Genomic DNA, 24,688 nt, shown 5'->3' with positions numbered 1-24,688 from the left:
CCGGACGGGCAGCGGCGCGCTAAACGTCCAACCCGATGTCGAGAACCCGCACCGAGTGGGTGAGCGCACCGATCGCGAGGTAGTCGACGCCGGTACCGGCGTATTCGGCTGCGCTGTCGAGTGACAACCCGCCGGAGGACTCGAGCTTGGTGGCCGGGGCCCGGGCGTCGCGGCGCTGCACCGCGATCTGTGTCTGCCAGACCGGGAAGTTGTCCAGCAACACCAGTTCGACGTCCTCGGCCAAGACCTCGTCGAGTTGCTCGAGCGAATCGACCTCGACCTCACACTCGATGTCGGGCGCCGCGGCGCGCACCGCCCGCAGCGCGGCCACCACGGAACCGGCGGCGGCGACGTGGTTGTCCTTGATCAGCGCCGCGTCGCCCAGGCCCATCCGGTGGTTGACGCCGCCGCCGACCCGCACCGCGTACTTCTGCAGCGCCCGCAGACCGGGCAGCGTCTTGCGGGTGTCGCGGATCTTGGCGTCGGTGCCGGCCACCGCGTCGACCCAGGCGGCGGTCGCGGTCGCGATCCCCGACAGGTGGCAGACCAGGTTCAACGTGGTGCGCTCGGCGGTCAGCAGACCCCGGGTGGGCGCCTCGACGGTCAGCACCGCGGCGCCGGGTTCGAGTCGGGCGCCGTCCTCGACGCGGTCCTTGACGAGGTAGCCGTCGCGACCGAGCACCTCGTCGAGGGTCAGCAGCGCGATCTCCACGCCTGCGATCACGCCCGGCTCCCGGACCACCATCGACGCCGTGGTGCGCGCGTCGGGCGGCACGGTCGCCTGTGTGGTGACGTCGGGTCCGTAGCGCAGGTCCTCCTCCAGGGCGCGGGCGATGACCCGTCGCGCCTCGGCGAGTTCGTCAGATGTCAGGCCCATCAACAGCACGCCTCCGCGGCGACCAGGGCGGGCGCGACTTCGGCTGTGGTGTCGGGGAAGTCGCGCCGGTGGTGGCAACCCCGGGTCTCGGTGCGCGCCATCGCCGCCGCGGCGACAGAGGCGGCGACGGTGGTCAGCGCGACGTCTTCGAACGCGGCCCGGGAATCGACCGGGCGCGGCCGTGCGGTGTCCAGTTCCTTTGTCAGCAGCCGTAATCCGTCGCCGTCGCGGACCACCCCGGCGTGCTTGGTCATCGCGCGCTGCAGGTCGCGCCGGGCAAGTGCGTGCCGCAGGGCAGGTTCCGGCGGCGCCGCGGTCGTCGGGCCGGCATCACCGGCGTGCACGGCGGCGGCCCGGCCCGCGCGTGCGCCGACGACCAGGCCTTCGAGCAGGCTGTTGGAGGCCAACCGGTTCGCCCCGTGCATGCCGGTGCGCGCGACCTCGCCCGCGGCGAACAGGCCCGCCATGTCGGTGCGCCCGTGCACATCGGTGCGAACGCCGCCGCAACTGTAGTGCGCGCCGGGCACCACCGGGATCGCCTCGAGCACGGGGTCGATACCGGCCGCCCGGCAGGCCGCGGTGACGGTCGGGAAGCGGGCGGTGAACCCGTCGATACCGCGGGCGTCGAGGAACACGCACGGCGCGCCAGTCTCTTCCATCCGGGCGTTGATGGCGGCGGCGACCACGTCGCGCGGCGCCAGATCGCCCATCGGATGCACGCCGGCGGTCACCGAACTACCCTGCAGATCAACGAGTTTGGCGCCCTCGCCGCGAACCGCCTCGGTGATCAGCGGCCGCCTGCCCGCGTTGTCGCCGTCGAACAGCATGGTCGGGTGGAACTGGATGAACTCGAGGTCAGCGACCGCCAGGCCGGCCCACGCCGCCAGCGCCACCCCGTCGCCGGTCGAGCCGCCGGGGTTGGTGGTGGCCGAATACAGCTGCCCCAGACCGCCGGTCGCCAGGATCACCGACGGCGCGTGCACCACGCCGGGCCCGTCGTCGTTGAGCACCAGCACCCCGGTGACCGCGCCCGCCTCGTGCAGGATCTGCACCGCGACGTGGTTGTGCCGGATGTCGAGGGTGGCGGCGGCGACGTTGAGCGCGCGCTGCACCTCGGCGCCGGTGGCGTCCCCGCCGGCGTGGATGATCCGGCGCCGGGTGTGACCGCCCTCGCGGGTCAGCGACCAGGATCCGGTTGCGGCTTCGTCGAACCGGGCTCCCGCGTCGACGAGGTCGCGCACGGCGCGGTAGCCGTCGGCGACGATCGAGCGCACGGCCTCCGGGTCACACAGCCCGGCGCCCGCGGCGAGCGTGTCGGCGACGTGCGTGTCCACCGAGTCGCCCGCATCGCGCAGGGCGTCCGGCAGCACCACCGCGATACCGCCCTGCGCGTAGAACGTCGCGGTCTCACCGGTCTTGCTGAGCACCACGACCTTGCGGCCGCGACGGTGCGCGGACAGTGCCGCCACCAGTCCGGCGACCCCGGTGCCGATGACGACGACATCCGCGCGCTGCTGCCAGTGCCCGGCCCAGCGGCCGGACCCGCAGCCCGGACCCTGACCCGCGGCCCGTGTCATTCGCCGCCGCCGGGCTGCCCGATCTCGATCATCCGCTGCACGCTGGCGCGGGCCAGGCGGGCGGTCTCGGGATCGACGTCGACAACATCGTTGCCGTCGACCAGGCAGCGCAACAGCGCCGCCGGCGTGATCATCTTCATGTACTTGCAGGAAGCCCGGTCGTTGACCGCCATGAAGTCGACATCCGGTGCGGCCCTGCGCAGTTGGTGCAGCATGCCGACCTCGGTGGCGACCAGCACCTGGCGTGCGCCGGTTTCGCGGGCGGCGTCGAGCATGCCGCCGGTAGACAGGATCTTCACCCGCTCCTCGGGTACGGCGCCTTCACCGGCGAGGTACAACGCCGAAGTGGCGCAGCCACATTCGGGGTGGACGAACAGCTCCGCATCGGGGTGCGCGCGGGCCTGGTCGGCCAGCTCGTCGCCGTTGATCCCGGCGTGCACATGGCATTCGCCGGCCCACACGTGCATGTTGGTGCGGCCGGTGACCCGGCGGACGTGGGCGCCGAGGAACTGGTCCGGGCAGAACAGCACCTCACGGTCCTCGGGGATGGAGGCCACCACCTCCACCGCGTTGGACGAGGTGCAGCAGATGTCGGTCTCGGCCTTCACCGCCGCGGTGGTGTTGACGTAGGACACCACCACCGCGCCGGGGTGGTCGGCCTTCCACGCGCGAAGGTCGTCGGCGCTGATGGAGTCGGCCAACGAGCATCCCGCCCGCTGATCCGGGATCAGCACGGTCTTGTCCGGAGACAGGATCTTGGCGGTTTCGGCCATGAAGTGCACACCGCAGAACACGATGGTGTCCTCCGGGGCCTCGGCCGCGATCCGCGACAGCGCCAGCGAGTCACCGACGTGGTCGGCGACGTCCTGGATGGCCGGCAACTGGTAGTTGTGCGCCAGCAGCGTCGCGCCGCGCTGATCGGCCAGGCGGCGCACTTCGGCGGCCCACCACTCGTCGCCGTCGACGCCTGAAAAGCCTGCCGGGCCGTCGGTGATCCGGCCTGTCAGATCGTCCGCGGGCATACGGTCCAGAACCGTCATGGCCGCCTCCTTCATCCCGATTCAAGTTTTCGACTTACAATCGAAAACATGGCACATACTAGCACCGCCCACGAAGTGCTCGCCGCCGTGTTCCAGGTTCGCGCCGGCGCGTCGGAGAAACCAGCACTTCACGTGCTGTTGTGGCAGCGTGCACTCGATCCGGAGCGCGGCAAGTGGTCGCTGCCCGGTGGCCGTCTCGGCGACGACGAGGACATGACCGACTCCGTTCGGCGCCAACTGGCCGAGAAGGTCGACCTGCGTGAAGTTGCTCACCTCGAACAACTCGCGGCGTTCAGCGACCCCGCCCGGGTGCCCGGGGTGCGCATGATCGCGTCGACGTTCCTGGGACTGGTGCCCTCCCCCGCGACGCCCGAACTGCCACCCGACACCCGCTGGCACCCGGTCAGCGACCTGCCGCCGATGGCGTTCGACCACGGCACGATGGTCGAGCACGCGCGCACCCGGCTGGTCGCCAAACTCTCCTACACCAACATCGGATACGCCTTGGCCCCAATGGAATTCGCATTGTCGGCGCTGCGTGACATCTACAGCGCGGCGCTCGGTCACCCCGTCGACGCCACCAACCTGCAGCGGGTGCTCGAACGCCGCAAGGTGATCACCAGGACCGGCACCACCGCGCGCTCGGGCCGCAGCGGCGGCCGTCCCGCCGCGCTGTACCGGTTCACCGAATCCCGCTACCGCGTCACCGACGAGTTCGCCGCGCTGCGCCCGCCCGGGTGAGTCGGCTGGCTTCTTAAGACTTCCTTAAGTAACAATGGCCGGATGACTTCGGGCAACGCCGCGCCGGCCTCCGGTGCCGAATGGATCGGCCAGACACCGCACGAGGACCTGGCCCGGCGCTCCCGCCCGCAGCTTCCGGCCGACGATCCGTTCTACCGGCCGCCCAGCGGCTTCCAGCACGCCGCACCGGGCACCGTGCTGCGCAGCCGCGACGTCGAGCTGGCGTTTCTCGGGCTTATCCCGCAGAAGTTCACCGCCACCCAGCTGCTTTACCGCACCACGGACATGAACGGCGCACCGGAGGCCACCGTCACCACGGTGATCGCACCCGCCGACCGCGCGAACCGGGCCGTCGTACCGGTGATCTCCTACCAGTGCGCGATCGACGCGGTGAGCTCGCGCTGTTTCCCGTCCTACGCCCTGCGGCGCAAGGCGCTCGCGCCCGGCGCGCTGGCCCAGTTCGAGTTCCTGCTGATCGCGGCCGCGCTCGCCGAGGGCTGGGCGGTCTCGGTGCCCGACCACGAGGGCCCGCACGGCACCTGGGGCACCCCGTACGAACCGGGCTACCGCATCCTCGACGGCCTGCGCGCGGCCCTGAGCTGCGAACGGCTCGGCCTGCGCGAATCGTCACCGATCGGCCTGTGGGGGTACTCCGGCGGCGGGCTGGCGACGGCGTGGGCCGCTGAGATGCACGCGCAGTACGCACCGGAGCTGAACATCGTGGGCGCCGTGCTCGGTTCGCCGGTCGGCGACCTCGGGCACGCCTACCGCCGGCTCAACGGCAGCCTGTACTCCGGGCTGCCCGCGATGGTGGTGGCGGCGCTGACGCACGTCTACCCGGAGCTCAACCGCGTCATCCAGGAGCACGCCACCGACGCCGGCAAGGCGATGCTGCTGCGGGTCGAGAACATGACCACCGCGCAGGCGGTGCTGCGGTTCGCGGGCATGGACATGGGCCGGCTGGTCGACCGGCCGCTCAACGAGATCCTCGACATGCCCGAGGTCAAGCAGGTCTTCGACAGCATCAAGCTGGGCACGGCGGTGCCGACCCCGCCGGTGCTGATCGTGCAGGCCGTGCACGACCGGATCGTCTCGGTCGACGACATCGACGAGCTGACCGAGACCTACCGGTCCGGCGGCGCGTCGGTGACCTATCACCGCGACCTGTTCAGCGAGCACATGCTGCTGCACCCCATGTCGGCGCCGATGGCGCTGCGCTGGCTGATCGACCGGTTCGACGGCAAGCCCGTCTCCGAGCACATCGTGCGGACCACCTGGCCGACGCTGCTGAACCCGATGACCTACGTGGGGATGACGCGGCTGGTGAAGATCGCCGTCAAGGTCATGACGGGGCGGAAGGTGGAGCGGACTCCGCTGTGACCGGCGGCGCCCACGCCGCATCGACGGGCGGCCAGGCGCCGAGGTCGTCCCGTGCGGTCGCCACCGCGATCAGCGAGTAGACCAACGCTGTGACCGCGGCCGGGAACAGGATGGTCAACGCCGCCTGCAGCGGCGAGTGCCCGAAGAAGACCGCGGGCGCTTCCGCCACGTAATGCACCCGGTGCTCCGGGGAGACCGGCGCGGCCGCGACGTCGATGGTCCCGTAGCGCAGGTGCACCAGCAGCGCACCCACCCCCGCGGCGACGCCCGCGGCGGTCATGGCGCCGACGGTCAGCGCCGCCATCATCGCCGGCCCGCGGTGGGCCTGCCACTGCCAGACCAGCACCGCGGCGATCGTCGCCACCACGCACAGCATGCCCACCAGCAGGAAGGCGGCGACGAAGAAGTTGTCACCCTCGTTGCCCAGGTAGGCGCGGATCCGGTCGCCGTCGCGGGCCAGCGCCACCACGCCGCGCACCGGCGGCGCCAGCCACGCCCACAGCGCCCCCACCACCGCACCTGCGCCGGCGAGCCCGGCGATCACGGTCAGCACCGCGCGTCTGCGTGAATACCGCGGTGCGGCAATGCCATTCATCTAACGCTGCTCCAGGTCCTTGGAGTCGGTGAACCCGTGCCGGGAGCACTTGGCCGACCAGCCGTCGGGCCGGACCTGCACGATCATCCGACGACCGCACTCGGCGCAGAACCGCGGCGGCTCCAGGCCCAGGCTGGCCGCGGTGGGCACCGCGGTGCCGTCGGGTTCGCCGGTGTAGACGTTGAACGCCATCTACGCAGTATCTACGCCCGGCCGTCAGAGGCTGGCGTTGAGGGCCTTGATCGGCATCTGCAGGTCCTCGAGCAGTTCGAGGTCCGACTCGGCCGGCCGGCCCAGCGTGGTCAGGTAGTTGCCGACGATCACGGCGTTGATGCCGCCGAGGATGCCCTGCTTCGCGCCGAGGTCGCCGAGCGTGATCTCGCGGCCGCCGGCGAACCGCAGCATGGTGCGCGGCAGCGCCAGGCGGAAAGCCGCGACGGCCTTGAGCGCCTCGGACGCCGGCAGCACCTCGAGGTCGCCGAACGGCGTGCCCGGACGCGGGTTGAGGAAGTTCAGCGGCACCTCGTGCGGGTCGAGTTCGGCGAGGTTGGCCGCGAACTCGGCGCGCTGCTCGAGCGTCTCACCCATGCCGAGGATGCCGCCGCAACACACCTCCATGCCGGCGTCGCGGACCATCTGCAGGGTGTCCCAGCGCTCCTCCCAGCTGTGGGTGGTGACGACGTTGGTGAAGAACGACCGCGCGGTCTCGAGGTTGTGGTTGTAGCGGTGCACGCCCATGTCCGCCAGGCGCTGCACCTGCTCCTCGGTGAGCATGCCCAGCGAGCAGGCGATCTGGATGTCGACCTCGTTGCGGATCGCCTCGATGCCCGCGGCGACCTGGGCCAGCAGCCGTTCGTCGGGCCCGCGCACCGCGGCCACGATGCAGAACTCGGTCGCGCCGGTCTTGGCGGTCTGCTTGGCGGCCTCGACCAGGCTCGGGATGTCCAGCCACGCGCTGCGCACCGGCGATGCGAAAAGGCCCGACTGCGAACAGAAGTGGCAGTCCTCCGGGCACCCGCCGGTCTTGAGGCTGATGATGCCCTCGACCTCGACGTCCGGACCGCACCACTTCATCCGTACCTCGTGCGCAAGCGAGAGAAGCTCGTCGAGATGGTCGTCGGACAACTGCAGCACCTGCAGCGTCTGCTCCTGGTTCAGGCCCTCGCCGCGCTCGAGCACCTGCTCGCGGGCCACTGCCAGAATGTCACTCAACTGATCGCTCCTCCGTGTCTTGAACGGTGTTCAGGTTAAGGTACTGGCGTGCAGCTCCACAAACGCGACGTGGTCGAGGCGGCGACCAGGCTTCTGGACGGCTACGGCATCGCCGACCTGACGATGCGGCGGCTGGCGCGTGAGCTCGAGGTCTCCCCCGGCGCGCTGTACTGGCACTTCGCCAACAAGCAGCAGCTGCTCGGCGCGGTCGCCGACCGCATCCTCGAGCCCGTGTCCGAACCGGCGGGAGACTGGCGCGACCGGGTCTGGCAGACCTGCGCCGCGCTGCGCGACGCGCTGCTGTCGCACACCGACGGCGCCGAACTGGTGTCGGCCAGCTTCGCCGCCGGGCAGTCCGCAGCGATGAAGGTCATCGTGTCGGGGCTGACGGAGGCGGCCGCGCAGGCCGGGGTCGACGACGCCCACGCCGAGTTGGCCGCCCGCACGATCGTGTACTACGTGCTCGGCTTCACCGTGGACGAGCAGTCCCGGCTGCAGTGGGACGCCGCGGGCGCGGCGCTCCCCGACGACCAGTCGGTGCTCGCCGCGGACGGCTCGGCCCGCTTCCGGTTCGGGGTCGGCCTGCTGCTGGGCGGCATCGGCGTCGCCGACACCGCGCTCACCTGATCGGGTGCTCGACGCGGTTGTCGCCGTCCCAGTGCCGCAACCCGACGATGCGGCCGGTTAGGTCGCGGCGCACCGATTTCACCGCCAGCGCGGCCGCCAGTTGGTCGTGCGGGACCCGGCGGGCCAGCGTCACATGCGGTGTCCAGTGCCCGGGTGCGGCGTGCGGAAGCGGACCGTTCGGCATGTGCGGCAGGCAGATCCGGTGTACGTGCGCATGCAGCGCCAGCAATTCGGCCGACGGCACCACCAGGCGGACCAGTGTGAATGTCCGGCCGCCGAACAGCATCGGCGCCCCGATCGTGCAGGCCAGCGGGAGCTGTTCTGCCACCGGCCGCAGCGCGGTGTTCACCGCGTCGTCCATCTCGTCGGCGACGGTCAGCGTCACGTGCGGCCGGTTGCTCGGCGACGTGTGGCCGGCCTGGCTGCGCACACCGGCCCGCGTCAGGTCGTCCCAGCTGGCGCGGACCGCGGCGTCGGTGTCCGCGTCGAACACCACCTCCACCGAATGCACCACGGCTACACCAGGTTTGCGATCCAGTCGGCGTCGAACGCCGCCGCGCACGTCGCCTCGAACTCGGCTGCCGACAGCGCACCGGCCCCTGCGGGCAGTACTGCGCGCACCGGCGCCAGGGTTGCCAGCGCCTCACGGTTGCCCATCTCGGCCACACCGGGCTCCCTGGGCCACGCGCCGATCACCAGTCCCGCGCATGCGACGCCCCGGGCCGCGAGTGCTTCCAGGGTCAGCGCGGTGTGGTTGAGGGTGCCGAGCCCCGCGGAGACCACCACCAGCACCGGCGCGGACAGGTCCTCGGCGAGGTCACGCACCGTCGTCCCGGCGCCGATCTCGACGAGCAGACCACCGGCACCCTCCACCAGCACCAGTTCGGCACGAGGGATGGATGCGACGAGCTCGGCACGGGTGGGCAGCGCCATCGCGGCCCGTTCGGCGGCCGCGCGCGGTGCGAGCGGTTCGGGATAGCGCCAGCCGCCCGAGAGCTTTACCACTGCGGACAGCCGGGCGACATCGGCGAGGTCGTCGTCGCGCGGGGCGCCGGTCTGCACCGGCTTGCTGACCGCGACATCGATCCCGGCCAGCCGCGCACGGCACGCCAGCGCCGCCGTCGTCACCGTCTTGCCGACGCCGGTGTCGGTGCCGGTGACGATCAGCGTGCTCACCGGCGGGCAGCGAGTACGTCGGTCAAAACCGCACGCGCCGAGGACATTTCGTCCTCGGTGAGCGATGCCCGCGCGGTCAGCCGCAACCGGGACGTCCCGGCGGGCACGGTTGGCGGCCGGAAACACCCGACCCGCAGACCGCGGTCGAGGCAGGCCGCCGCGGCGCCGAACGCCACCTCGGGCTCGCCGAGGATCACCGACACCACCGCCGACTCCGGCCTCTCGGGCACCTCGCAGATCTCTGCGAGTTCGGCGGCGTGCTCGAGCACCGCCCGCGCGCGCCACGGTTCGGCGATCAGCACCTCCAGCGCCGCCCACGCCGCGCCGACCGCGGCCGGGGCCAGGCCGGTGTCGAAGATGAACGGGCGCGCGGCGTCGATGAGATGGTCGCGCACCGCCGCCGGGCCGAGCACCACTCCGCCCTGGCTGCCGAGCGCCTTCGACAGCGTCGTCGTCATCACCACGTCGGGCGCGCCGGCCAGGCCCACCTCGTGCAGCAGGCCCCGGCCACCGGCGCCGCGCACGCCGAGGCCGTGCGCCTCGTCGACGATCAGCAGCGCACCGTGGCGGCGGCACACGTCGTGCAGCGCGCGCAGCGGCGCCATCACCCCGTCGGCGGAGAACACCGAGTCGGTCAGCACGACGGCCCGTTCCTCGCTGCGCGACGCGAGCGCCCGGTCCACCGCGGCGACGTCACGGTGCGGGGTGACGGCCACCCGCGCCCGCGACAACCGGCACGCGTCGACCAGCGAGGCATGGGTCAGCGCGTCGGACACCACCAGCGACCCGGCGCCCGACAGCGCGACGACCGCGCCGAGGTTGGCGGTGTAACCCGAGGAGAACACCAGCGCGGATTCGGCGCCGACGAACGCGGCCAGCGCCTGCTCGAAGCCCTCGTGCAGTTCGGTGTTCCCGGTGACCAGCCGAGATCCGGTCGAGCCGGTACCCCAGGTCCGCAGCGCCGACACACCGCCCTCGATCACCGCGGGATGCTGCGACAGGCCGAGGTAGTCGTTGGAGGCGAGGTCGAGTTCGGCGCCGACGGGCGGGCGCGTCCGCAGTGACCGGCGCAGGCCGTCGGCACGCCGCTGCCGCTCGACATCGTCGAGCCAGGCCAGCGGGGAAAGACCTGCGCGGATCATGGCGCCTCCGTAACTTGAACGGTGTTCAGGTTATCAGTGCGCGGGCGACGCCGACCATGCCCGCACCGATCGCGGCGATCTCCTCGGGTGTGCAGATGTAGGGCGGCATCGCGTAGACCAGGTTGCGGAACGGCCGCAGCCACAGACCCTGTTCCAGCGCCGCGGGGGTGGCCACCCGCAGGTCGACCGGATGCTCCATCTCGATCACCCCGATCGCCCCGAGCGCCCGCACGTCGGCGACCCCGGGAAGGTCCGCGGCGGGGGCCAGACCCTCGCGCAACCCGGCCTCGATACCCCGCACCGACGAGCGCCAGTCCGAGCCGAGCAGCACCTCGACCGAGGCCACCCCGACCGCACACGCCAGCGCATTGGCCATGAACGTCGGCCCGTGCATCAGCGCGCCGGGCTCGCGGGTGCTGATCGTCTCGGCGATCTCGCCCGTGCACAGCGTGGCGGCCAGCGTGATGTAGCCGCCGGTCAGCGCCTTGCCCACGCACATGATGTCCGGGCACACGCCGACGTGGTCGGCCGCGAACAACTCACCGGTGCGGCCGAACCCGGTGGCGATCTCGTCGAAGATCAACAGCACCTCGTGCCGGGAGCAGATCTCGCGCAGGTCACTCAGATAGCGGGGGTCGTGGAACCGCATCCCGCCCGCACCCTGCACGACAGGCTCGACGATCACCGCGGCCAGTTCGTCGGCGCGGGAAGCCAGTTGCCGCTCGAAATCCGCGACGTAGGAAGAGCTGTAGTCACCGGGCACCGCGGGCGCGAACTCCTGGGCGACCAGCACGTCGGTCCACAACCCGTGCATGCCGCCCTCGGGGTCGCACACGCTCATCGGGGTGAACGTATCGCCGTGATAGCCGCCGCGCCACGTCATCAGCCGGTGCTTGCCGCCGCGGCCCAGGCTGCGCCAGTACTGCAGCGCCATCTTGACCGCCACCTCCACCGACACCGACCCGGAGTCGCTGAAGAACACCGTCTCCAGGCCGTCGGGGGTGATCTCGACCAGCAACTGCGCCAACCGGGCCGCCGGTTCGTGGGTCAGCCCGCCGAACATGACGTGGTTCATCGTGGCCAGCTGCGAGGTGATCGCCGCGTCCAGCACCGGGTGCCCGTGCCCGTGGATCGCCGTCCACCACGACGCCATCGCGTCGAGAACTTCCAGCTCCCGACCGTCGTGGTGCAGGGTCAGCCAGGCCCCGCGGGCACCGGTGGCGACGACGGGTGCGAGGGCCTCGGCACCGATCGTGCTGTACGGATGCCAGACGTGGGCGGCATCGACCGCGCTGATCTCGGCAGGCGTCATGGCTGGCACCTTCGGTAGATTATCGGTCGACCATGATGACCCTCGCCCCTCCCCGGCCGGCGCCCGTCACCGATCGGGGCTCACCGTCGCGCGCCGCGAAAGCCCCTGGCGGCACCCGCGGAACGGCGTCCTACCGGCACGATCTCGACGGACTGCGCGGCATCGCGATCGCCCTGGTCGCGGTGTTCCACGTCTGGTTCGGCCGGGTCTCCGGCGGGGTCGACGTGTTCCTGGCGCTTTCGGGCTTCTTCTTCGGCGGCCGGCTGCTGCGCACCGCGATGACGCCCGGCGCGTCGCTGTGGCCGGTGCCCGAGGTGACCCGGCTGATCCGCCGGCTGCTGCCCGCCCTGGTGGTGGTGCTCGCCGCGGGCGCGGTGCTGACCATCCTGATCCAACCCGAGACCCGGTGGGAGACCTACGCCGATCAAAGCCTGGCCAGCCTCGGCTACTACCAGAACTGGGAGCTGGCGAACTCCGCGTCGAACTACCTGCGCGCCGGCGAGGCGGTCAGCCCGCTGCAGCACATCTGGTCGATGTCGGTGCAGGGCCAGTTCTACATCGCGTTCCTGGCGTTGATCTTCGGCACCGCCGTGCTGTTCCGGCGGGTGTTCGGCCGACACATGCGGCTGGCCTTCGTGCTGCTGCTCAGCGCGCTGACCATCGCGTCGTTCGTGTACGCGATCATCGCGCACGACGCCGATCAGGCCACCGCCTACTACAACAGCTTCGCCCGCGCCTGGGAGTTGCTGCTCGGGGCGCTCGTCGGCGCGTTCGTCTCCCACCTGCGGATGCCGATGTGGCTGCGCACCTCGCTGGCGGTCGTCTCGCTGGCGGCGATCCTGGCGTGCGGCGCGCTGATCGACGGCGTCAAGGAATTCCCGGGTCCCCGGGCGCTGGTGCCGGTCGGGGCGACGGTGCTGTTCATCCTGTCGGCGGCCAACCGGGTGGCCGACCCGCACACTACGGGCCGGATGCCGCTGCCCAACCGGTTGCTGGCCACCGCGCCGTTCGTGTCGCTGGGCTCGATGGCGTACTCGCTGTACCTGTGGCACTGGCCGCTGCTGATCTTCTGGTTGTCCTACACCGGCAGCACCCGCGCCAGCTTCCTCGACGGGGCCGTCGTGCTGCTGGTCTCCGGTGCACTGGCGTGGCTGACCACCCGCTACATCGAGAATCCGCTGCGGTACCGGTCATCGGCGGCGCCGACGGCCCCGGTGCCGGTGCGCAGGCGGCGGCGCAGGCCGACGATCGTGCTCGGCTCGGTGGTGGCGCTGCTCGGGGTGGCGCTGACCGCGACGTCGTTCACGTGGCGCGAGCACGTCGTGGTGCAGCGCGCCAACGGCGAGGAACTCGCGGGGCTGTCCACCGACGACTACCCGGGCGCCGCGGCTCTGCTGAGCAAGGCCAAGGTGCCCAAGCTGCCGATGCGCCCGACGGTGCTGGAGGCCAAGAACGACCTGCCGCAGACCACCGAGGACGGCTGCATCAGCGACTTCGACAACGTCGACGTGATCACCTGCACCTACGGCGACCCCGACGCCAAGCGCACCATCGCGCTGGCCGGCGGCTCACACGCCGAACACTGGATCACCGCGCTCGATCTGCTCGGCAAGCAGCACCGGTTCAAGGTGACCACCTATCTGAAGATGGGCTGCCCGCTGACCACCGAAGAGGTGCCGCTGGTGATGGGCGACAACCGCCCGTACCCGAAGTGCCACGAGTGGAACCAGCGGGTGATGTCCGAGATCATCGACGACCGGCCGGACTACGTGTTCACCACGTCCACGCGGCCGTGGAACATCCGGGCCGGCGACGTGATGCCGTCCACCTATGTCGGGATCTGGCGGGAGTTGTCCGACAACGACATTCCGATCCTGGCCATGCGCGACACCCCGTGGTTGGTGCGTAACGGGGAGCCGTTCTTCGCCGCCGACTGCCTGGCCGACGGCGGCGACGCGATCTCGTGCGGAACCCGCCGATCCGACGTACTGTCAGAACACAACCCCACACTCGACATCGTCAAGCAGTTCCCGTTGCTCAAGCCGCTCGACATGAGTGATGCGGTGTGTCGCAAGGACATCTGCCGCGCAGTGGAGGGAAACGTGCTGCTGTATCACGACGCTCACCACATCTCCAAGACCTACATGCGCACGATGGCGCCCGAACTGGGTCGCCAGATCGCCGACGCCACCGGTTGGTGGGTTGACTGATGACATCGGACGAGCCGGCCTCGGTACCCACCGTGTGGCCGGGAACCGCCTATCCCCTCGGCGCCACCTATGACGGGGCGGGCACCAACTTCTCGCTGTTCTCCGAAGTCGCCGAGCGCGTCGAACTCTGCCTGATCGGCAAGGACGGCCGCGAGGAGCGGATCGACCTCGACGAGGTGGACGGCTACGTCTGGCACTGCTACCTGCCGACGGTGACCCCCGGGCAGCGTTACGGCTTCCGGGTGCACGGCCCGTGGGACCCGTCGTCCGGGCACCGCTGCGATCCGAGCAAGCTGCTGCTCGACCCGTACGGCAAGTCGTTCCACGGCGACTTCAACTTCAGCCAGGCGCTGTTCTCCTACGACCTCGACGCCGAGGACCTCGCGTCCGGCGGCACCCCGCCGCGTGTCGACTCGCTGGGCCACACCATGACCAGCGTGGTGATCAACCCGTTCTTCCAGTGGGCGTCGGACCGGGCGCCGCGCACCCCGTACCACGAGACGGTGATCTACGAGGCGCACGTCAAGGGCATGACCCAGACCCACCCCGGCATCCCCGAAGAACTGCGCGGCACCTACGCCGGGCTCGGTCACCCGGCGATCATCGACCACCTGAGGTCGCTCAATGTCACGGCCATCGAGCTGATGCCGGTACACCAGTTCCTGCACGACCACCGGCTCGTCGACCTTGGGCTGCGAAACTACTGGGGCTACAACACTTTCGGCTTCTTCGCACCGCACTACGAGTACGCGGCCAACAAGCACGCCGGCGGCGCGGTGGCCGAGTTCAAGACGATGGTGCGGTCGTTTCACGAGGCCGGCATCGAGGTCATCCTCGACGTGGTCTACAACCACACCGCCGAGGGCAACCACCTGGGCCCGACGCTGAACTTCCGCGGTATCGACAACGCCGCCTACTACCGACTGCTCGACGGGGACCTGCGGCTCTACAAGGACTTCACCGGCACCGGCAACAGCCTCAACGCCCGGCACCCGCACACCCTGCAGCTGATCATGGACTCGCTGCGCTACTGGGTGCTCGACATGCACGTCGACGGGTTCCGCTTCGACCTGGCCGCGACGCTGGCCCGCGAGTTCTACGACGTGGACCGGCTGAGCGCGTTTTTCGACCTGGTGCAACAGGATCCGGTGGTCAGCCAGGTCAAGTTGATCGCCGAACCGTGGGACGTCGGCGAAGGCGGCTACCAGGTCGGCAACTTCCCAGGTTTGTGGACCGAATGGAACGGGAAGTACCGCGACACTGTGCGTGATTACTGGCGGGGCGAACCCGCAACCCTCGGCGAGTTCGCCTCGCGGCTGACCGGTTCCTCTGATCTCTACGAGGCCACCGGCCGGCGCCCCAGCGCGTCCATCAACTTCGTCACGTGCCACGACGGCTTCACGCTGAACGACCTGGTGTCGTACAACGAGAAACACAACGAAGCAAACGGCGAGGACAATCGCGACGGCGAGAGCCACAACCGGTCGTGGAACTGCGGTGTCGAAGGTCCGACCGACGATCCGGAGATCAACGCGCTGCGGGCCAAGCAGATGCGCAACATCATGGGCACGCTGATGGTGTCGCAGGGCACCCCGATGATCTCGCACGGCGACGAGATCGGGCGCACGCAGGACGGCAACAACAACGTCTACTGCCAGGACAACGAGACGGCGTGGATGGACTGGTCGCTGTGCGAGACCAACGCCGATCTGCTGGAGTTCACCCGCACGGTCACCCGGTTGCGCACCGAGCACCCGGTCTTCCGTCGCCGACGCTTCTTCGAGGGCAAGCCGATCCGCAGCGGTGACCAGGTCCGCGACATCGCCTGGCTGACGCCGGCCGGTGAGGAGATGACGCTCGAGGACTGGGGCACCGGGCTCGGCAAGTGCGTGGCGGTGTTCCTCAACGGCGACGCCATCTCGGCGCCCAACGAGCGCGGCGAGCGGGTCGTCGACGACTCGTTCCTGTTGTGCTTCAACGCCCACGACCATCCGCAGGACTTCGTCGCCCCGTCCGAAAGCTACGCCGCGGAGTGGACCGCGGCGCTGGACACCTCCGACGGCAGGGGTGAAACAGATCTGACCGCCACCGCGGGCGAGAAGATCACGCTGCCGCCCCGGTCGCTGCTCGTTCTGCGCAAGACGGCCTGAGCCATGGCTCCCCTGTCGACCTACCGCCTTCAGATGCGCGGTGACGCCTTCACTTTCGCCGACGCGCAGGACCTGCTGGATTACTATGCCGCGCTAGGCGTCTCGCATCTGTACCTGTCGCCGATCCTGACCGCCGCCGAGGGTTCCACCCACGGCTACGACGTCACCGACCCGACCGAGATCTCGCCCGAACTGGGTGGCCGCGACGGGTTCGAACAACTGTCGCGCGCGGCCCGCGCCAAGGGTCTCGGCCTGATCGTGGACATCGTGCCCAACCACGTCGGGGTGGAGAAGCCCCGGGAAAACCCGTGGTGGTGGGATGTGCTCAAGCACGGGCGGGGTTCGTCGTACGCGTCCTACTTCGACATCGACTGGGATCTCGACGGCGGGCGTGTCGTGCTGCCCGTGCTCGGATCCGACAGCGACGCTGACGATCTCGTGGTCGACGACAGCGGCGCCGAACCGGTGCTGCGGCTCGGTGACCTGGTGTACCCGATCGCACCCGGCACCGCGGACGGCACCGGTCCGCAGGTGCACGACCGACAGCACTACCACCTGATCGGTTGGCGCAACGGTATCTGCGGCTACCGCCGGTTCTTCTCGATCACCTCGCTGGCCGGCCTGCGCCAGGAGGACCGCGCGGTGTTCGACGCCACGCACGTCGAGGTCAAGCGGTGGTTCACCGAGGGGCTCGTCGACGGCGTGCGCATCGACCACCCGGACGGATTGTCCGACCCCGCCGGATATCTCGGCTGGTTGCGGGAGATCACCGGACCCGACGCCTGGATCGTGATCGAGAAGATCCTGGCCGCCGACGAACCGCTGGACCTCGACCTGCCGGTCGAGGGCACCACCGGGTACGACGCGATGCGCGAGATCGGCGGCGTGTTCATCGATCCCACCGGCGAGCGCGCGCTGACCGAACTGTTCGAATCGACGGGGGTCAGCTATCGCGCGGTCGGCGAGTCCGCGCAAACGCTCAAGGCGCAGGCCATGACCGAGACGCTGGGCAGCGAGCTGGCCCGGCTGCGGCGCACCGTTGTCGCCGCCGCCGGCACCGATCACGACGACCTGCCCCCCGCGATCGCCGCCCTGCTCAGCCGCGTCGGGGTCTACCGGTCCGACTACCCCTCGTTATCCGGGGTGCTGCCCGCCGCGATCGCCGAAACCGCCTCGCAGGAACCTGATCTGGCACCCGCGCTGGCCGTTCTGAGCTCGGCGTTGGCGCGCGGGCCGGAGACCGGGGTGCGGCTGCAGCAGCTGTGCGGCGCGTCGACAGCCAAGTCGATGGAGGACTGCCTGTTCTACCGCGACGCCCGGCTGGTGTCGCTCAACGAGGTCGGCTCCGAACCGCATCACTTCGGGGTGTCGGTCGCCGAACTGCACCACCGGGCCGCGGTGCGCGCGCAGCTGTGGCCGCACGCCATGGTGTCGTTGTCGACGCACGACACCAAGCGAGGTGAGGATGTGCGCGCCCGCATCGGTGTGCTCTCGCAGGTGCCCTCGCTGTGGGCGGAGCTGATCGGCAAGTGGACGCCGGCGGCGCCCCCGCCGGACGCCGGAACCGGGCTGTTCCTGTGGCAGAACATCTTCGGGGTCTGGCCGGTCGACGGTGAGATCAGCGACGACCTGCGCGGGCGGCTGCACGCCTACGCGGAGAAGGCCATCCGCGAGGCCGGCACCCACACGTCGTGGAACGATCCGGACACCGCCTTCGAAACCGGCGTGCACGAGTGGGTCGACGCCGTGCTCGACGGTCCGGTGGCGGCGGAGATGACCTCGTTGGTCGCGCGCCTGGACCTGCACGCCCGCAGCGACGCGCTGGGCCAGAAGCTGATGGCGTTGACCGCGCCCGGTGTCCCGGACGTCTACCAGGGCACCGAACTGTGGGAGGACAGCCTCGTCGACCCGGACAACCGCAGACCCGTCGACTACTCCGCCCGCCGCGACGCGTTGGCCGCGCGCCGGCATCCCAAACTGCGGGTGGTGTCCGCGGCGCTGGCGCTGCGGCGGGACCGTCCCGCGGTGTTCGCCGACGGCGGCTACCTGCCGGTGCTGGCCGACGGCCAGGCCGCCGATCATGTGGTGGCGTTCCTGCGCGGCGGCGAGGTGCTGACCGCGGTGACCCGCCACTCGGTGCGGCTGTCCGAAACCGGTTGGGGCGACACGTCGATCACGCTTCCCGCGGGCGCGTGGACGGACCGCATCTCCGGTCGCGCCCACCGCGGCACCGTGCCGGTGGCCGAACTGTTCACCGAACTTCCCGTCACACTGCTGGAGCGCGCCGATGACTGAGTTCGCGGTGTGGGCGCCGCGCCCCGAGCTGGTCCGGCTCGACGTCGAGGGCACACTGCACGACATGGTCCGCTCCGATGACGGGTGGTGGCGCGCTGAGGTCGACGCGGCGGCCGACGCGCGGTACGGCTTCGTCCTCGACCAGCTCGATGTCGAGCACCCCAAGGTGCTGCCCGACCCCCGCTCACCCCGCCAGCCCGACGGCGTGCACGACAGATCGCAGCTGTGGCAACCGGACCCGTCGGCATGGAGCGACGGCGACTGGGCCGGCCGCTCGATCGAAGGTGCGGTGATCTACGAGCTGCACGTCGGCACGTTCACCCCCGAGGGCACGTTCGACGCGGTGATCGAGAAGTTGGACTACCTGGTCGATCTCGGCATCGACTTCGTCGAGCTGATGCCGGTCAATGCGTTCGGCGGAACACACGGCTGGGGGTACGACGGGGTGCTGTGGTACGCCGTGCACGAACCGTACGGCGGGCCGGACGCACTGATCCGGCTGATCGACGCCTGTCACCGACGCGGTCTCGGCGTGCTGATCGACGCGGTGTTCAACCACCTCGGCCCGTCGGGCAACTATCTGCCGAAGTTCGGTCCGTACCTGTCCTCGGGCAGCAACCCGTGGGGCGAGTCGATCAACATCGCCGACGCCGACGCCGACGAGGTGCGCCGCTACATCCTCGACTGTGCGCTGCGCTGGATGCGCGACTTCCACGCCGACGGGCTGCGGCTGGATGCGGTGCACGCGCTGGTCGACACCACAGCGATCCACATCCTCGAGGAGTTGTCCGCCGAAACCGACGCGCTGGCAACCGAAGTCGGCCGGCCGCTGTCGCTGATCGCCGAGAGTGACCTCAACGACCCGCGGCTGATCACTCCGCGGGACCGGGGCGGGCTGGGAATGACCGCGCAGTGGGACGACGACATCCACCACGCCATCCACTCCGCGGTCTCCGGCGAGACACAGGGCTACTACGGCGATTTCGGCACGCTGGAGGCGCTGGCCGCGACGCTCACCCACGGGTACTTCCACGCGGGCACGTACTCGTCGTTCCGGCACCGCAGGCACGGGCGTCCACTGGACACCTCCACCATCCCCGCGACCCGGCTGCTGGCGTACACGTTGACCCACGACCAGGTGGGCAACCGCGCCGTCGGCGACCGCCCGTCGCAGAACCTGACATTCGGCCAGCTCGCGGTCAAGGCCGCGCTGGCGATCCTCTCCCCCTACACGGCAATGCTTTTCATGGGTGAGGAGTGGGGTTCGTCGTCGCCGTTCCAGTTCTTCAGCTCGCATCCGGAGCCCGAACTGGCACGGGCCACCGCCGAAGGACGCAAACGGGAGTTCGCCGAACACGGCTGGGACGCCGACGACATCCCGGATCCACAGGATCCCGAGACGTTCCTGCGCTCGAAGCTCAAGTGGGACGAGATCGACGAGGGTGAGCACGGCGGGCTGCGCAGGGTCTACCGCGAGCTGATCAGGTTGCGGCACAGCGAGTCCGACCTGTCCGACCCGTGGCTGGACAACCTGAAGGTCGACTACGACGAGAATGCCCGTTGGTTCGCGATGCACCGCGGGGCGTTCACGATCGCGTGCAACCTCGGCCCGGAACCGGTCGAGGTGCCGGTCACCGGCGCCGTGGTGCTGGCCTGGGGCGAGCCCGTCGTGTCCGCCGAATCGACTCGGCTCGAGGGGCATTCGTTCGCCGTTGTCAAGTCGTCATCCACAACCGGACGCCCTGTGGATAACTGATTACCGCTTCGGGCGCCGTGCGGGTGATGCTCGGTGTCATGACGCATCCGTACCTGCCGCCGCCGATCGAGACCGCGACCGACCCGATCCACTCCACCGCCGACATGGGCCAGCGCTGGCGCGCACTCATGGGTGAACTGGGATTCGGTCAACGCCTGCTGTGGGTCGGGTTCGTCGGCCCCGACCGCCGAATGATCAAAGCGCTCAGCCAGGTCGAGCTGCGGGCGACCGCGAACGCCGATCTCGCCGACGAGGTGATGACCGGAGTCCGCGACGTCCTGGCCGACTTCCCGGACGGCACCTCGGTGGCGCTGCTGCTCACCCGGCCCGGGGTCGGGCCGGTGTCGGGCCTGGACCGGCAATGGGCGGCGCTGCTGATCGAGGCCGCGCGGCGCCACCGGGTCGACATCGAGCCGATCTTCCGGGCCCACGACGAGTCGCTGGATCTGTTAGAGCAGGTACCGGTAGGCCGGTGAGTCCGGTTCGAGCGCCTCGACGTGGATGTCGGAGGCGCGCATCCGCTGCAGCAGACCGTCGAAATCGGCGGCCGACCCTAGTTCGATGCCGACCAGCGCCTCACCGGTCTCGCGGTTGTTGCGCTTGACGTATTCGAACAGCGTGATGTCGTCGTTCGGGCCGAGCACCTGATCGAGGAACCGGCGCAGCGCCCCGGGTTCCTGCGGGAAGTCGACGAGGAAATAGTGCTTGAGCCCGAGGTGCACCAACGACCGCTCGAGCACCTCGCCGTAGCGCGACACGTCGTTGTTGCCGCCGGAGATCACGCACACCACGGTCGAGCCGGGTTCGATCTCGGCCTCCACCAGGCCCGCGACCGACAGCGCACCCGCCGGTTCGGCGATGATGCCTTCGTTCTGGTACAGGTCGAGCATCGCGGTACACACGGCGCCCTCGTCGACGGTGGTCAGCGACACCATGTCGCCGGCGGCGGCCAGCGCCCGGTACGGCAGCGCGCCCGCGCGGTTCACCGCGGCGCCGTCGACGAACTGGTCGACCTCGTCGAGCACCACCGGCTCGCCGGCTGCCAGCGCCGCCATCATCGACGCGGCTCCGGCCGGCTCGACGCCGAGCACCGAGGTGTTGGTGGTCTTCTCCGCCAGGTAGGCGGTGATGCCCGCGACGCAGCCGCCGCCACCGACCGGGACGATCACCACATCGGGTTCACCGTCGAGCTGGTCGAGGATCTCGGCGGCGATCGTGCCCTGCCCGGCCATCGTGCGCAGATCGTCGTACGGCGGCACCAGCGTGGCGCCGGTGCGGGCGACGTCGTCGAGCGCGGCGGCCGCCGCATCGTCGTAGGTGCGCCCCACGACGATCAACTCGATGAACTCGCCGCCGTGATAGCGGATGCGGTCACGCTTCTGCTTGGGCGTCTTGCCCGGCACGTAGACACGGCCGCGCACACCCATCGACCGGCAGGCCATCGCGAAGCCCTGCGCGTGGTTGCCTGCCGACGAGCAGACCACCCCGGCGGCGAGCTCGTCGGCGGACAACTGCATCAGCAGGTTGTGGGCGCCGCGCAGCTTGTAGGACCGGACCGGCTGCAGGTCCTCGCGCTTGAGGTACACCGTGGCACCGGTGACGGCGGAGAGCCGGTCGCTGAGCTGCAGCGGGGTGCGCAGCACCACGCCGGAAATTCGCTGAGCGGCCTCGTCGACATCGGCCGCGGTCAGCGGCGACGTGCTCCGGGTCTGGCTCAGTTCAGCGGACACCGGTCAATAGTGCCACCAACCTGGCCGTACCTCTGAATCGGACCGTCAGCCGACCGGAGTGAGCACGAACACCGGAATCTGGCGGTCGGTCTTGGTCTGGTACTCGGCGTAGTCCGGCCACGCCGCGACCGCGCGCTCCCACCACACCGCCTTCTCGTCGCCGGAGACCTCGCGCGCGTCGTACTCCTTGGTCACCGGCCCGTCCTGCAGTTCCACCCGCGGATGGGCCTTGACGTTGTAGTACCAGACCGGGTTCTTCGGGGCGCCGCCCAACGAGGCCACCACCGCGTACTCACCGTCGTGCTCCACGCGCATCAGCGGCGTCTTGCGGATTTTGCCGGTCTTGGCGCCGACGGTGGTCAGCAGGATCAGCGGCTTGCCCTTGAGTTCGATGCCGGCCGTGCTGCCGGTCTCCTCGATCTTGTCGGCGTGCTCGCGCACCCAGTCCCACGGGCTCGGCTCATACTCTCCGGAGAGTGGCATGTGACCAGACTAAACCGCCCGTCATGCGACAGACCTCACGCGGTGTTTCGGCTGGCCGAAACTTGAGTTACGAGCTATCGTTGGAGCCATGACCACCGCCGACTTCCGCACCACGGCCGCCCGCGTGGCCTGTGATGTCAACGTCGCCGGGGTGCCGTGGCCGGCCTACAAGGTGATCGCGCTCGTGCTGGGCGCGGTGGTGGCGCTGGTGGTCGGTGTGGCGACGACGACGGCCGCGACCGCGGTGCTCGCCGGGGCCGGTGTCGGCACCGTCACGTGGGTGGTCTTCAGCGCGTTCTGCGCCGCCACCCGATAGGGCTCAACGCTTCAGCCGTGCCACCTGATGGAGGTTGAACTCCCATCGCTGCTCGACGCGGAACCCGTGGCTACGAACGATGTTCGAGACTTCCCCCACCGTTGCGGCATCCCGATGCGTGATCATCCAGACGCGGGGGCAGGTTGTCACTCTCGGCGCCCAGGCCGACGCCGGCAACCGCGACTCCGACCACGTCCTGAGTTCGGCGCCGTCCTTGTCCTGCCCGATGTCCCTTAGTTGCGGGTACGCATCCGGGCGTGCCGACTTGAGTTGCTTGGTTTCTTCGACGGAGTCATCGATGACCAGGCAATCGCCCGGTGACGATGCGGTCTCCACCAGGTCCGCGACCTGGCTGTAATCCATCCCGAATTTGGCGTACGCGCTTCGCTGCGCGAGGTAGTTCGGCACCGAGGCGACGACGAGTATCGCGATGATCGCCGCTATCCGTCTGGCGTGCACCCCCGCCACGGCCGCGGCGAGTCCGATCAGCAACCCGACCGCCGGCGTGGTGAACGACAGGTAGCGGGGCACATACACCGGCGTCTGCACCAAGGAGTAGATCACCATCGCCGTTGTCGGGCCGACGATCCAGGCTGCACTCACCGCCACCAGCACCCTCGGTCGCGAACCCGCGACGAACTGGGCGTTTCGTCGGTTACGCACAGCGACCACACCGAGGATCACCACGACCAGCAGCACCGGCGCCACCAACGCCCAGGACCGTACGGTCGCGTCGATCATCTCCGGCGTGAGCTGTGTCTGGTCCGGGTCCTGCGCCTGGTGCCTGCTGGAGTACACGGCGGGGAAGTACTGATCACCGAGGGCTTGGCCGATAGTCGCCGGGCCGATCGGCCAAATCCAGTTGAAAGCGGTCAGCTGTGAGCGCACGAGCAGCAGGAACGGGGCCGCCAGGGCCACGCCCAACATCGCGGCGAATCCGGCGGCTGCCTTCGCTCGCTTCGAGTTCGCCGTTGCGGCGACCACTGCAACGTGGGCGCAGACCATCAGGAGCAGGAACAGGTTGGCAACCGTCGCGGCCGCCAGGCTGGCACTGTAGGCCAACCACAGCCACGGCTGGTTCCTGCGTGTCGCGATGACGCAGAGCACCGTCAGCCACACCGCAATCGCCATCGTCAGCGCGTAGGAGCGTGCCTCGACCGCGGCCCAGGTGGTACGGGGCAGCACCGCGAACGCGACGCCGGCAGCAACAGCGACGTACCGCGACGACAGCAGACGACCGAGCACGACCACGCCGGCCGCGGCGACACCGATCAGCACAGCGCTCGGCACACGCGCCCAGAACTCTGTCACAGGGACCATCGCGAACCAGGCGTGCATCAGGAAGTAGTACAAGCCGTGCGCAGCGTCGACAGAGGAGAGCATTTCCCACATCTGCGAAGGCGCGCGCGTCGCCACCGAGATGGTGGCCGCTTCGTCTTTCCAGAACGATGGCTGATGCGCGCCGGCCAGACCGACCAGAAATGCACCCAGTCCTACGAGCGCGGCGTCAGATGCAGCAGCGCGCCGCTCCCTGGCCGCATTTGTCACGCGATCGAATACAACGGCGGAATTCATCCGCTTCCCCCCAAGGCACCGTCACTATCACCCCCCCGGGTGACCGTGCCCCACCGTAACGCGCCGGCGGCTCAGCGCTCGATCAGCCCCCGCAGCGTCGCCAGATCGTCGGCGACCGCCGCGGCGTCGGCGTCGAAGTCCGCGTCCGACATCCCCGCCCTGCGCCGCACCGAGAACACCACCTCGCATGCGGCGTCCGCGGTGTCGCCCGGCTGCACCCGCATCGGGTTGTACACCTTCTCGCCCGACGGCAACTGCACGACGTGGTCGAGTACGCCGAATTCGTTTTCCGGCGTGGGCTCGACGCGCACCTGCCCCATCGGCGAGTCGGCCACCCACCCGTCGGCCGTCTGGCGCAGCCCGCCCTCGGCGAGCCCGGCCGCCCAGGACGGCCACGTTCGCAGGTCGGCAGCGAACCGGTAGACGGTGTCCGGGTCCGCGTTGATCCACACGCTGACGTGTCGTGATTCCATTGCGCCATCCTGGCGCACCGC

General features: G+C 69.9%; 23 protein-coding genes. 9 read left to right on the top strand and 14 right to left on the bottom strand.

Features of this window, described 5'->3' with window-relative positions; all coding sequences use genetic code 11:
* Positions 1 to 19: 19 nt before the first annotated feature.
* From nadC to nadA, 3 genes are read right to left on the bottom strand one after another with little or no spacing between them, the layout of a single operon-like run.
* Positions 20 to 877, bottom strand: a complete 858-nt coding sequence (gene nadC, locus BHQ18_RS03790) for a carboxylating nicotinate-nucleotide diphosphorylase (RefSeq protein WP_069412367.1) — start codon at positions 875 to 877, stop codon at positions 20 to 22.
* Positions 877 to 2,454, bottom strand: a complete 1,578-nt coding sequence (locus tag BHQ18_RS03785; RefSeq protein ID WP_069412229.1) for an L-aspartate oxidase — start codon at positions 2,452 to 2,454, stop codon at positions 877 to 879. The genes nadC and BHQ18_RS03785 overlap by 1 nt, the downstream gene beginning before the upstream one ends.
* Positions 2,451 to 3,494, bottom strand: coding sequence for a quinolinate synthase NadA (nadA, locus tag BHQ18_RS03780; protein WP_069412366.1), 1,044 nt, complete (start codon positions 3,492 to 3,494; stop codon positions 2,451 to 2,453). The genes BHQ18_RS03785 and nadA overlap by 4 nt, the downstream gene beginning before the upstream one ends.
* A 75-nt stretch (positions 3,495 to 3,569) precedes the next feature.
* Here nadA and BHQ18_RS03775 point away from each other — a divergent pair, with 75 nt between their 5' ends.
* Positions 3,570 to 4,235, top strand: a complete 666-nt coding sequence (locus BHQ18_RS03775) for an NUDIX hydrolase (RefSeq protein ID WP_205866038.1) — start codon at positions 3,570 to 3,572, stop codon at positions 4,233 to 4,235.
* Positions 4,236 to 4,277: 42 nt separating this feature from the next.
* Positions 4,278 to 5,615, top strand: a complete 1,338-nt coding sequence (locus tag BHQ18_RS03770; RefSeq protein WP_069412227.1) for a lipase family protein — start codon at positions 4,278 to 4,280, stop codon at positions 5,613 to 5,615.
* Here BHQ18_RS03770 and BHQ18_RS03765 read toward each other — a convergent pair.
* The 3 genes from BHQ18_RS03765 to bioB are packed head-to-tail and all read right to left on the bottom strand — an operon-like array spanning position 5,578 to position 7,422.
* A complete protein-coding gene (locus BHQ18_RS03765; protein ID WP_069412226.1) occupies positions 5,578 to 6,210 on the bottom strand; it encodes a DUF2567 domain-containing protein in 633 nt (210 codons plus the stop codon). The two genes, BHQ18_RS03770 and BHQ18_RS03765, sit on opposite strands and share 38 nt — an antisense overlap.
* On the bottom strand, positions 6,211 to 6,402 hold the full coding sequence (gene bsaP, locus BHQ18_RS03760; RefSeq protein ID WP_069412225.1) for a biotin synthase auxiliary protein BsaP: 192 nt from the start codon (positions 6,400 to 6,402) through the stop codon (positions 6,211 to 6,213).
* 24 nt (positions 6,403 to 6,426) lie between these two features.
* Positions 6,427 to 7,422, bottom strand: a complete 996-nt coding sequence (gene bioB / locus BHQ18_RS03755; RefSeq protein ID WP_069412224.1) for a biotin synthase BioB — start codon at positions 7,420 to 7,422, stop codon at positions 6,427 to 6,429.
* Positions 7,423 to 7,470: 48 nt separating this feature from the next.
* Here bioB and BHQ18_RS03750 point away from each other — a divergent pair, with 48 nt between their 5' ends.
* Positions 7,471 to 8,049: a TetR family transcriptional regulator gene (locus BHQ18_RS03750; RefSeq protein WP_069412223.1), complete on the top strand. Its 579-nt coding sequence runs from the start codon at positions 7,471 to 7,473 to the stop codon at positions 8,047 to 8,049.
* On the opposite strand, the gene BHQ18_RS03745 is transcribed toward BHQ18_RS03750, so the two are convergent.
* Genes BHQ18_RS03745 through BHQ18_RS03730 form a run of 4 tightly spaced genes read right to left on the bottom strand, consistent with a single transcriptional unit; the run spans position 8,042 to position 11,688 of the window.
* Positions 8,042 to 8,563, bottom strand: a complete 522-nt coding sequence (locus BHQ18_RS03745; protein WP_069412222.1) for a 2'-5' RNA ligase family protein — start codon at positions 8,561 to 8,563, stop codon at positions 8,042 to 8,044. The two genes, BHQ18_RS03750 and BHQ18_RS03745, sit on opposite strands and share 8 nt — an antisense overlap.
* A 2-nt stretch (positions 8,564 to 8,565) precedes the next feature.
* Positions 8,566 to 9,225: a dethiobiotin synthase gene (gene bioD / locus BHQ18_RS03740; protein ID WP_069412221.1), complete on the bottom strand. Its 660-nt coding sequence runs from the start codon at positions 9,223 to 9,225 to the stop codon at positions 8,566 to 8,568.
* Positions 9,222 to 10,367 (bottom strand): 8-amino-7-oxononanoate synthase, encoded by a 1,146-nt coding sequence (locus BHQ18_RS03735; RefSeq protein WP_069412220.1) that lies wholly within the window; start codon positions 10,365 to 10,367, stop codon positions 9,222 to 9,224. The genes bioD and BHQ18_RS03735 overlap by 4 nt, the downstream gene beginning before the upstream one ends.
* A 25-nt stretch (positions 10,368 to 10,392) precedes the next feature.
* Positions 10,393 to 11,688, bottom strand: coding sequence for an adenosylmethionine--8-amino-7-oxononanoate transaminase (locus BHQ18_RS03730; protein WP_109789178.1), 1,296 nt, complete (start codon positions 11,686 to 11,688; stop codon positions 10,393 to 10,395).
* A gap of 23 nt (positions 11,689 to 11,711) precedes the next feature.
* Between BHQ18_RS03730 and BHQ18_RS03725 the strand changes: the two genes are divergently transcribed.
* The 5 genes from BHQ18_RS03725 to BHQ18_RS03705 are packed head-to-tail and all read left to right on the top strand — an operon-like array spanning position 11,712 to position 20,566.
* Positions 11,712 to 13,889, top strand: coding sequence for an acetyltransferase SucT (locus BHQ18_RS03725; protein ID WP_069412218.1), 2,178 nt, complete (start codon positions 11,712 to 11,714; stop codon positions 13,887 to 13,889).
* Complete coding sequence (gene glgX / locus BHQ18_RS03720) at positions 13,889 to 16,039, top strand: glycogen debranching protein GlgX (protein ID WP_069412217.1); 2,151 nt, start codon at positions 13,889 to 13,891, stop codon at positions 16,037 to 16,039. Before BHQ18_RS03725 ends, glgX begins: the two co-directional genes overlap by 1 nt.
* 3 nt (positions 16,040 to 16,042) lie before the next feature.
* Entirely contained in the window at positions 16,043 to 18,334 is a 2,292-nt protein-coding gene (gene treY / locus BHQ18_RS03715) for a malto-oligosyltrehalose synthase (RefSeq protein WP_069412216.1), read from the top strand.
* Positions 18,327 to 20,090: a malto-oligosyltrehalose trehalohydrolase gene (gene treZ, locus BHQ18_RS03710; RefSeq protein ID WP_069412215.1), complete on the top strand. Its 1,764-nt coding sequence runs from the start codon at positions 18,327 to 18,329 to the stop codon at positions 20,088 to 20,090. Before treY ends, treZ begins: the two co-directional genes overlap by 8 nt.
* Before the next feature lie 38 nt (positions 20,091 to 20,128).
* A complete protein-coding gene (locus tag BHQ18_RS03705; protein ID WP_069412365.1) occupies positions 20,129 to 20,566 on the top strand; it encodes a hypothetical protein in 438 nt (145 codons plus the stop codon).
* Here BHQ18_RS03705 and ilvA read toward each other — a convergent pair.
* Positions 20,540 to 21,820 (bottom strand): threonine ammonia-lyase IlvA, encoded by a 1,281-nt coding sequence (gene ilvA / locus BHQ18_RS03700; protein ID WP_069412214.1) that lies wholly within the window; start codon positions 21,818 to 21,820, stop codon positions 20,540 to 20,542. The genes BHQ18_RS03705 and ilvA overlap by 27 nt on opposite strands.
* A gap of 45 nt (positions 21,821 to 21,865) precedes the next feature.
* Entirely contained in the window at positions 21,866 to 22,303 is a 438-nt protein-coding gene (locus BHQ18_RS03695; RefSeq protein WP_069412213.1) for a nitroreductase family deazaflavin-dependent oxidoreductase, read from the bottom strand.
* 88 nt (positions 22,304 to 22,391) lie between these two features.
* Here BHQ18_RS03695 and BHQ18_RS03690 point away from each other — a divergent pair, with 88 nt between their 5' ends.
* The gene (locus BHQ18_RS03690; protein WP_069412212.1) at positions 22,392 to 22,619 is read left to right on the top strand and encodes a hypothetical protein; all 228 of its coding nucleotides are present in this window, start codon (positions 22,392 to 22,394) and stop codon (positions 22,617 to 22,619) included.
* 3 nt (positions 22,620 to 22,622) lie between these two features.
* Here BHQ18_RS03690 and BHQ18_RS03685 read toward each other — a convergent pair whose 3' ends face one another.
* Positions 22,623 to 24,194 carry a glycosyltransferase family 39 protein gene (locus BHQ18_RS03685; protein ID WP_069412211.1) on the bottom strand — a complete coding sequence of 524 codons (1,572 nt, stop codon included), beginning with the start codon at positions 24,192 to 24,194 and terminating at the stop codon, positions 22,623 to 22,625.
* Between the two features lie 71 nt (positions 24,195 to 24,265).
* Positions 24,266 to 24,667: an SRPBCC family protein gene (locus tag BHQ18_RS03680; RefSeq protein WP_069412210.1), complete on the bottom strand. Its 402-nt coding sequence runs from the start codon at positions 24,665 to 24,667 to the stop codon at positions 24,266 to 24,268.
* Positions 24,668 to 24,688: the final 21 nt, after the last annotated feature.

It is taken from the genome of Mycolicibacterium flavescens, assembly GCF_001722335.1.
GTDB classification, from domain to species: domain Bacteria; phylum Actinomycetota; class Actinomycetes; order Mycobacteriales; family Mycobacteriaceae; genus Mycobacterium; species Mycobacterium flavescens.
Note: the sequence above shows the minus strand (reverse complement) of the source record. Positions and strands in the feature narration are given on the sequence as shown.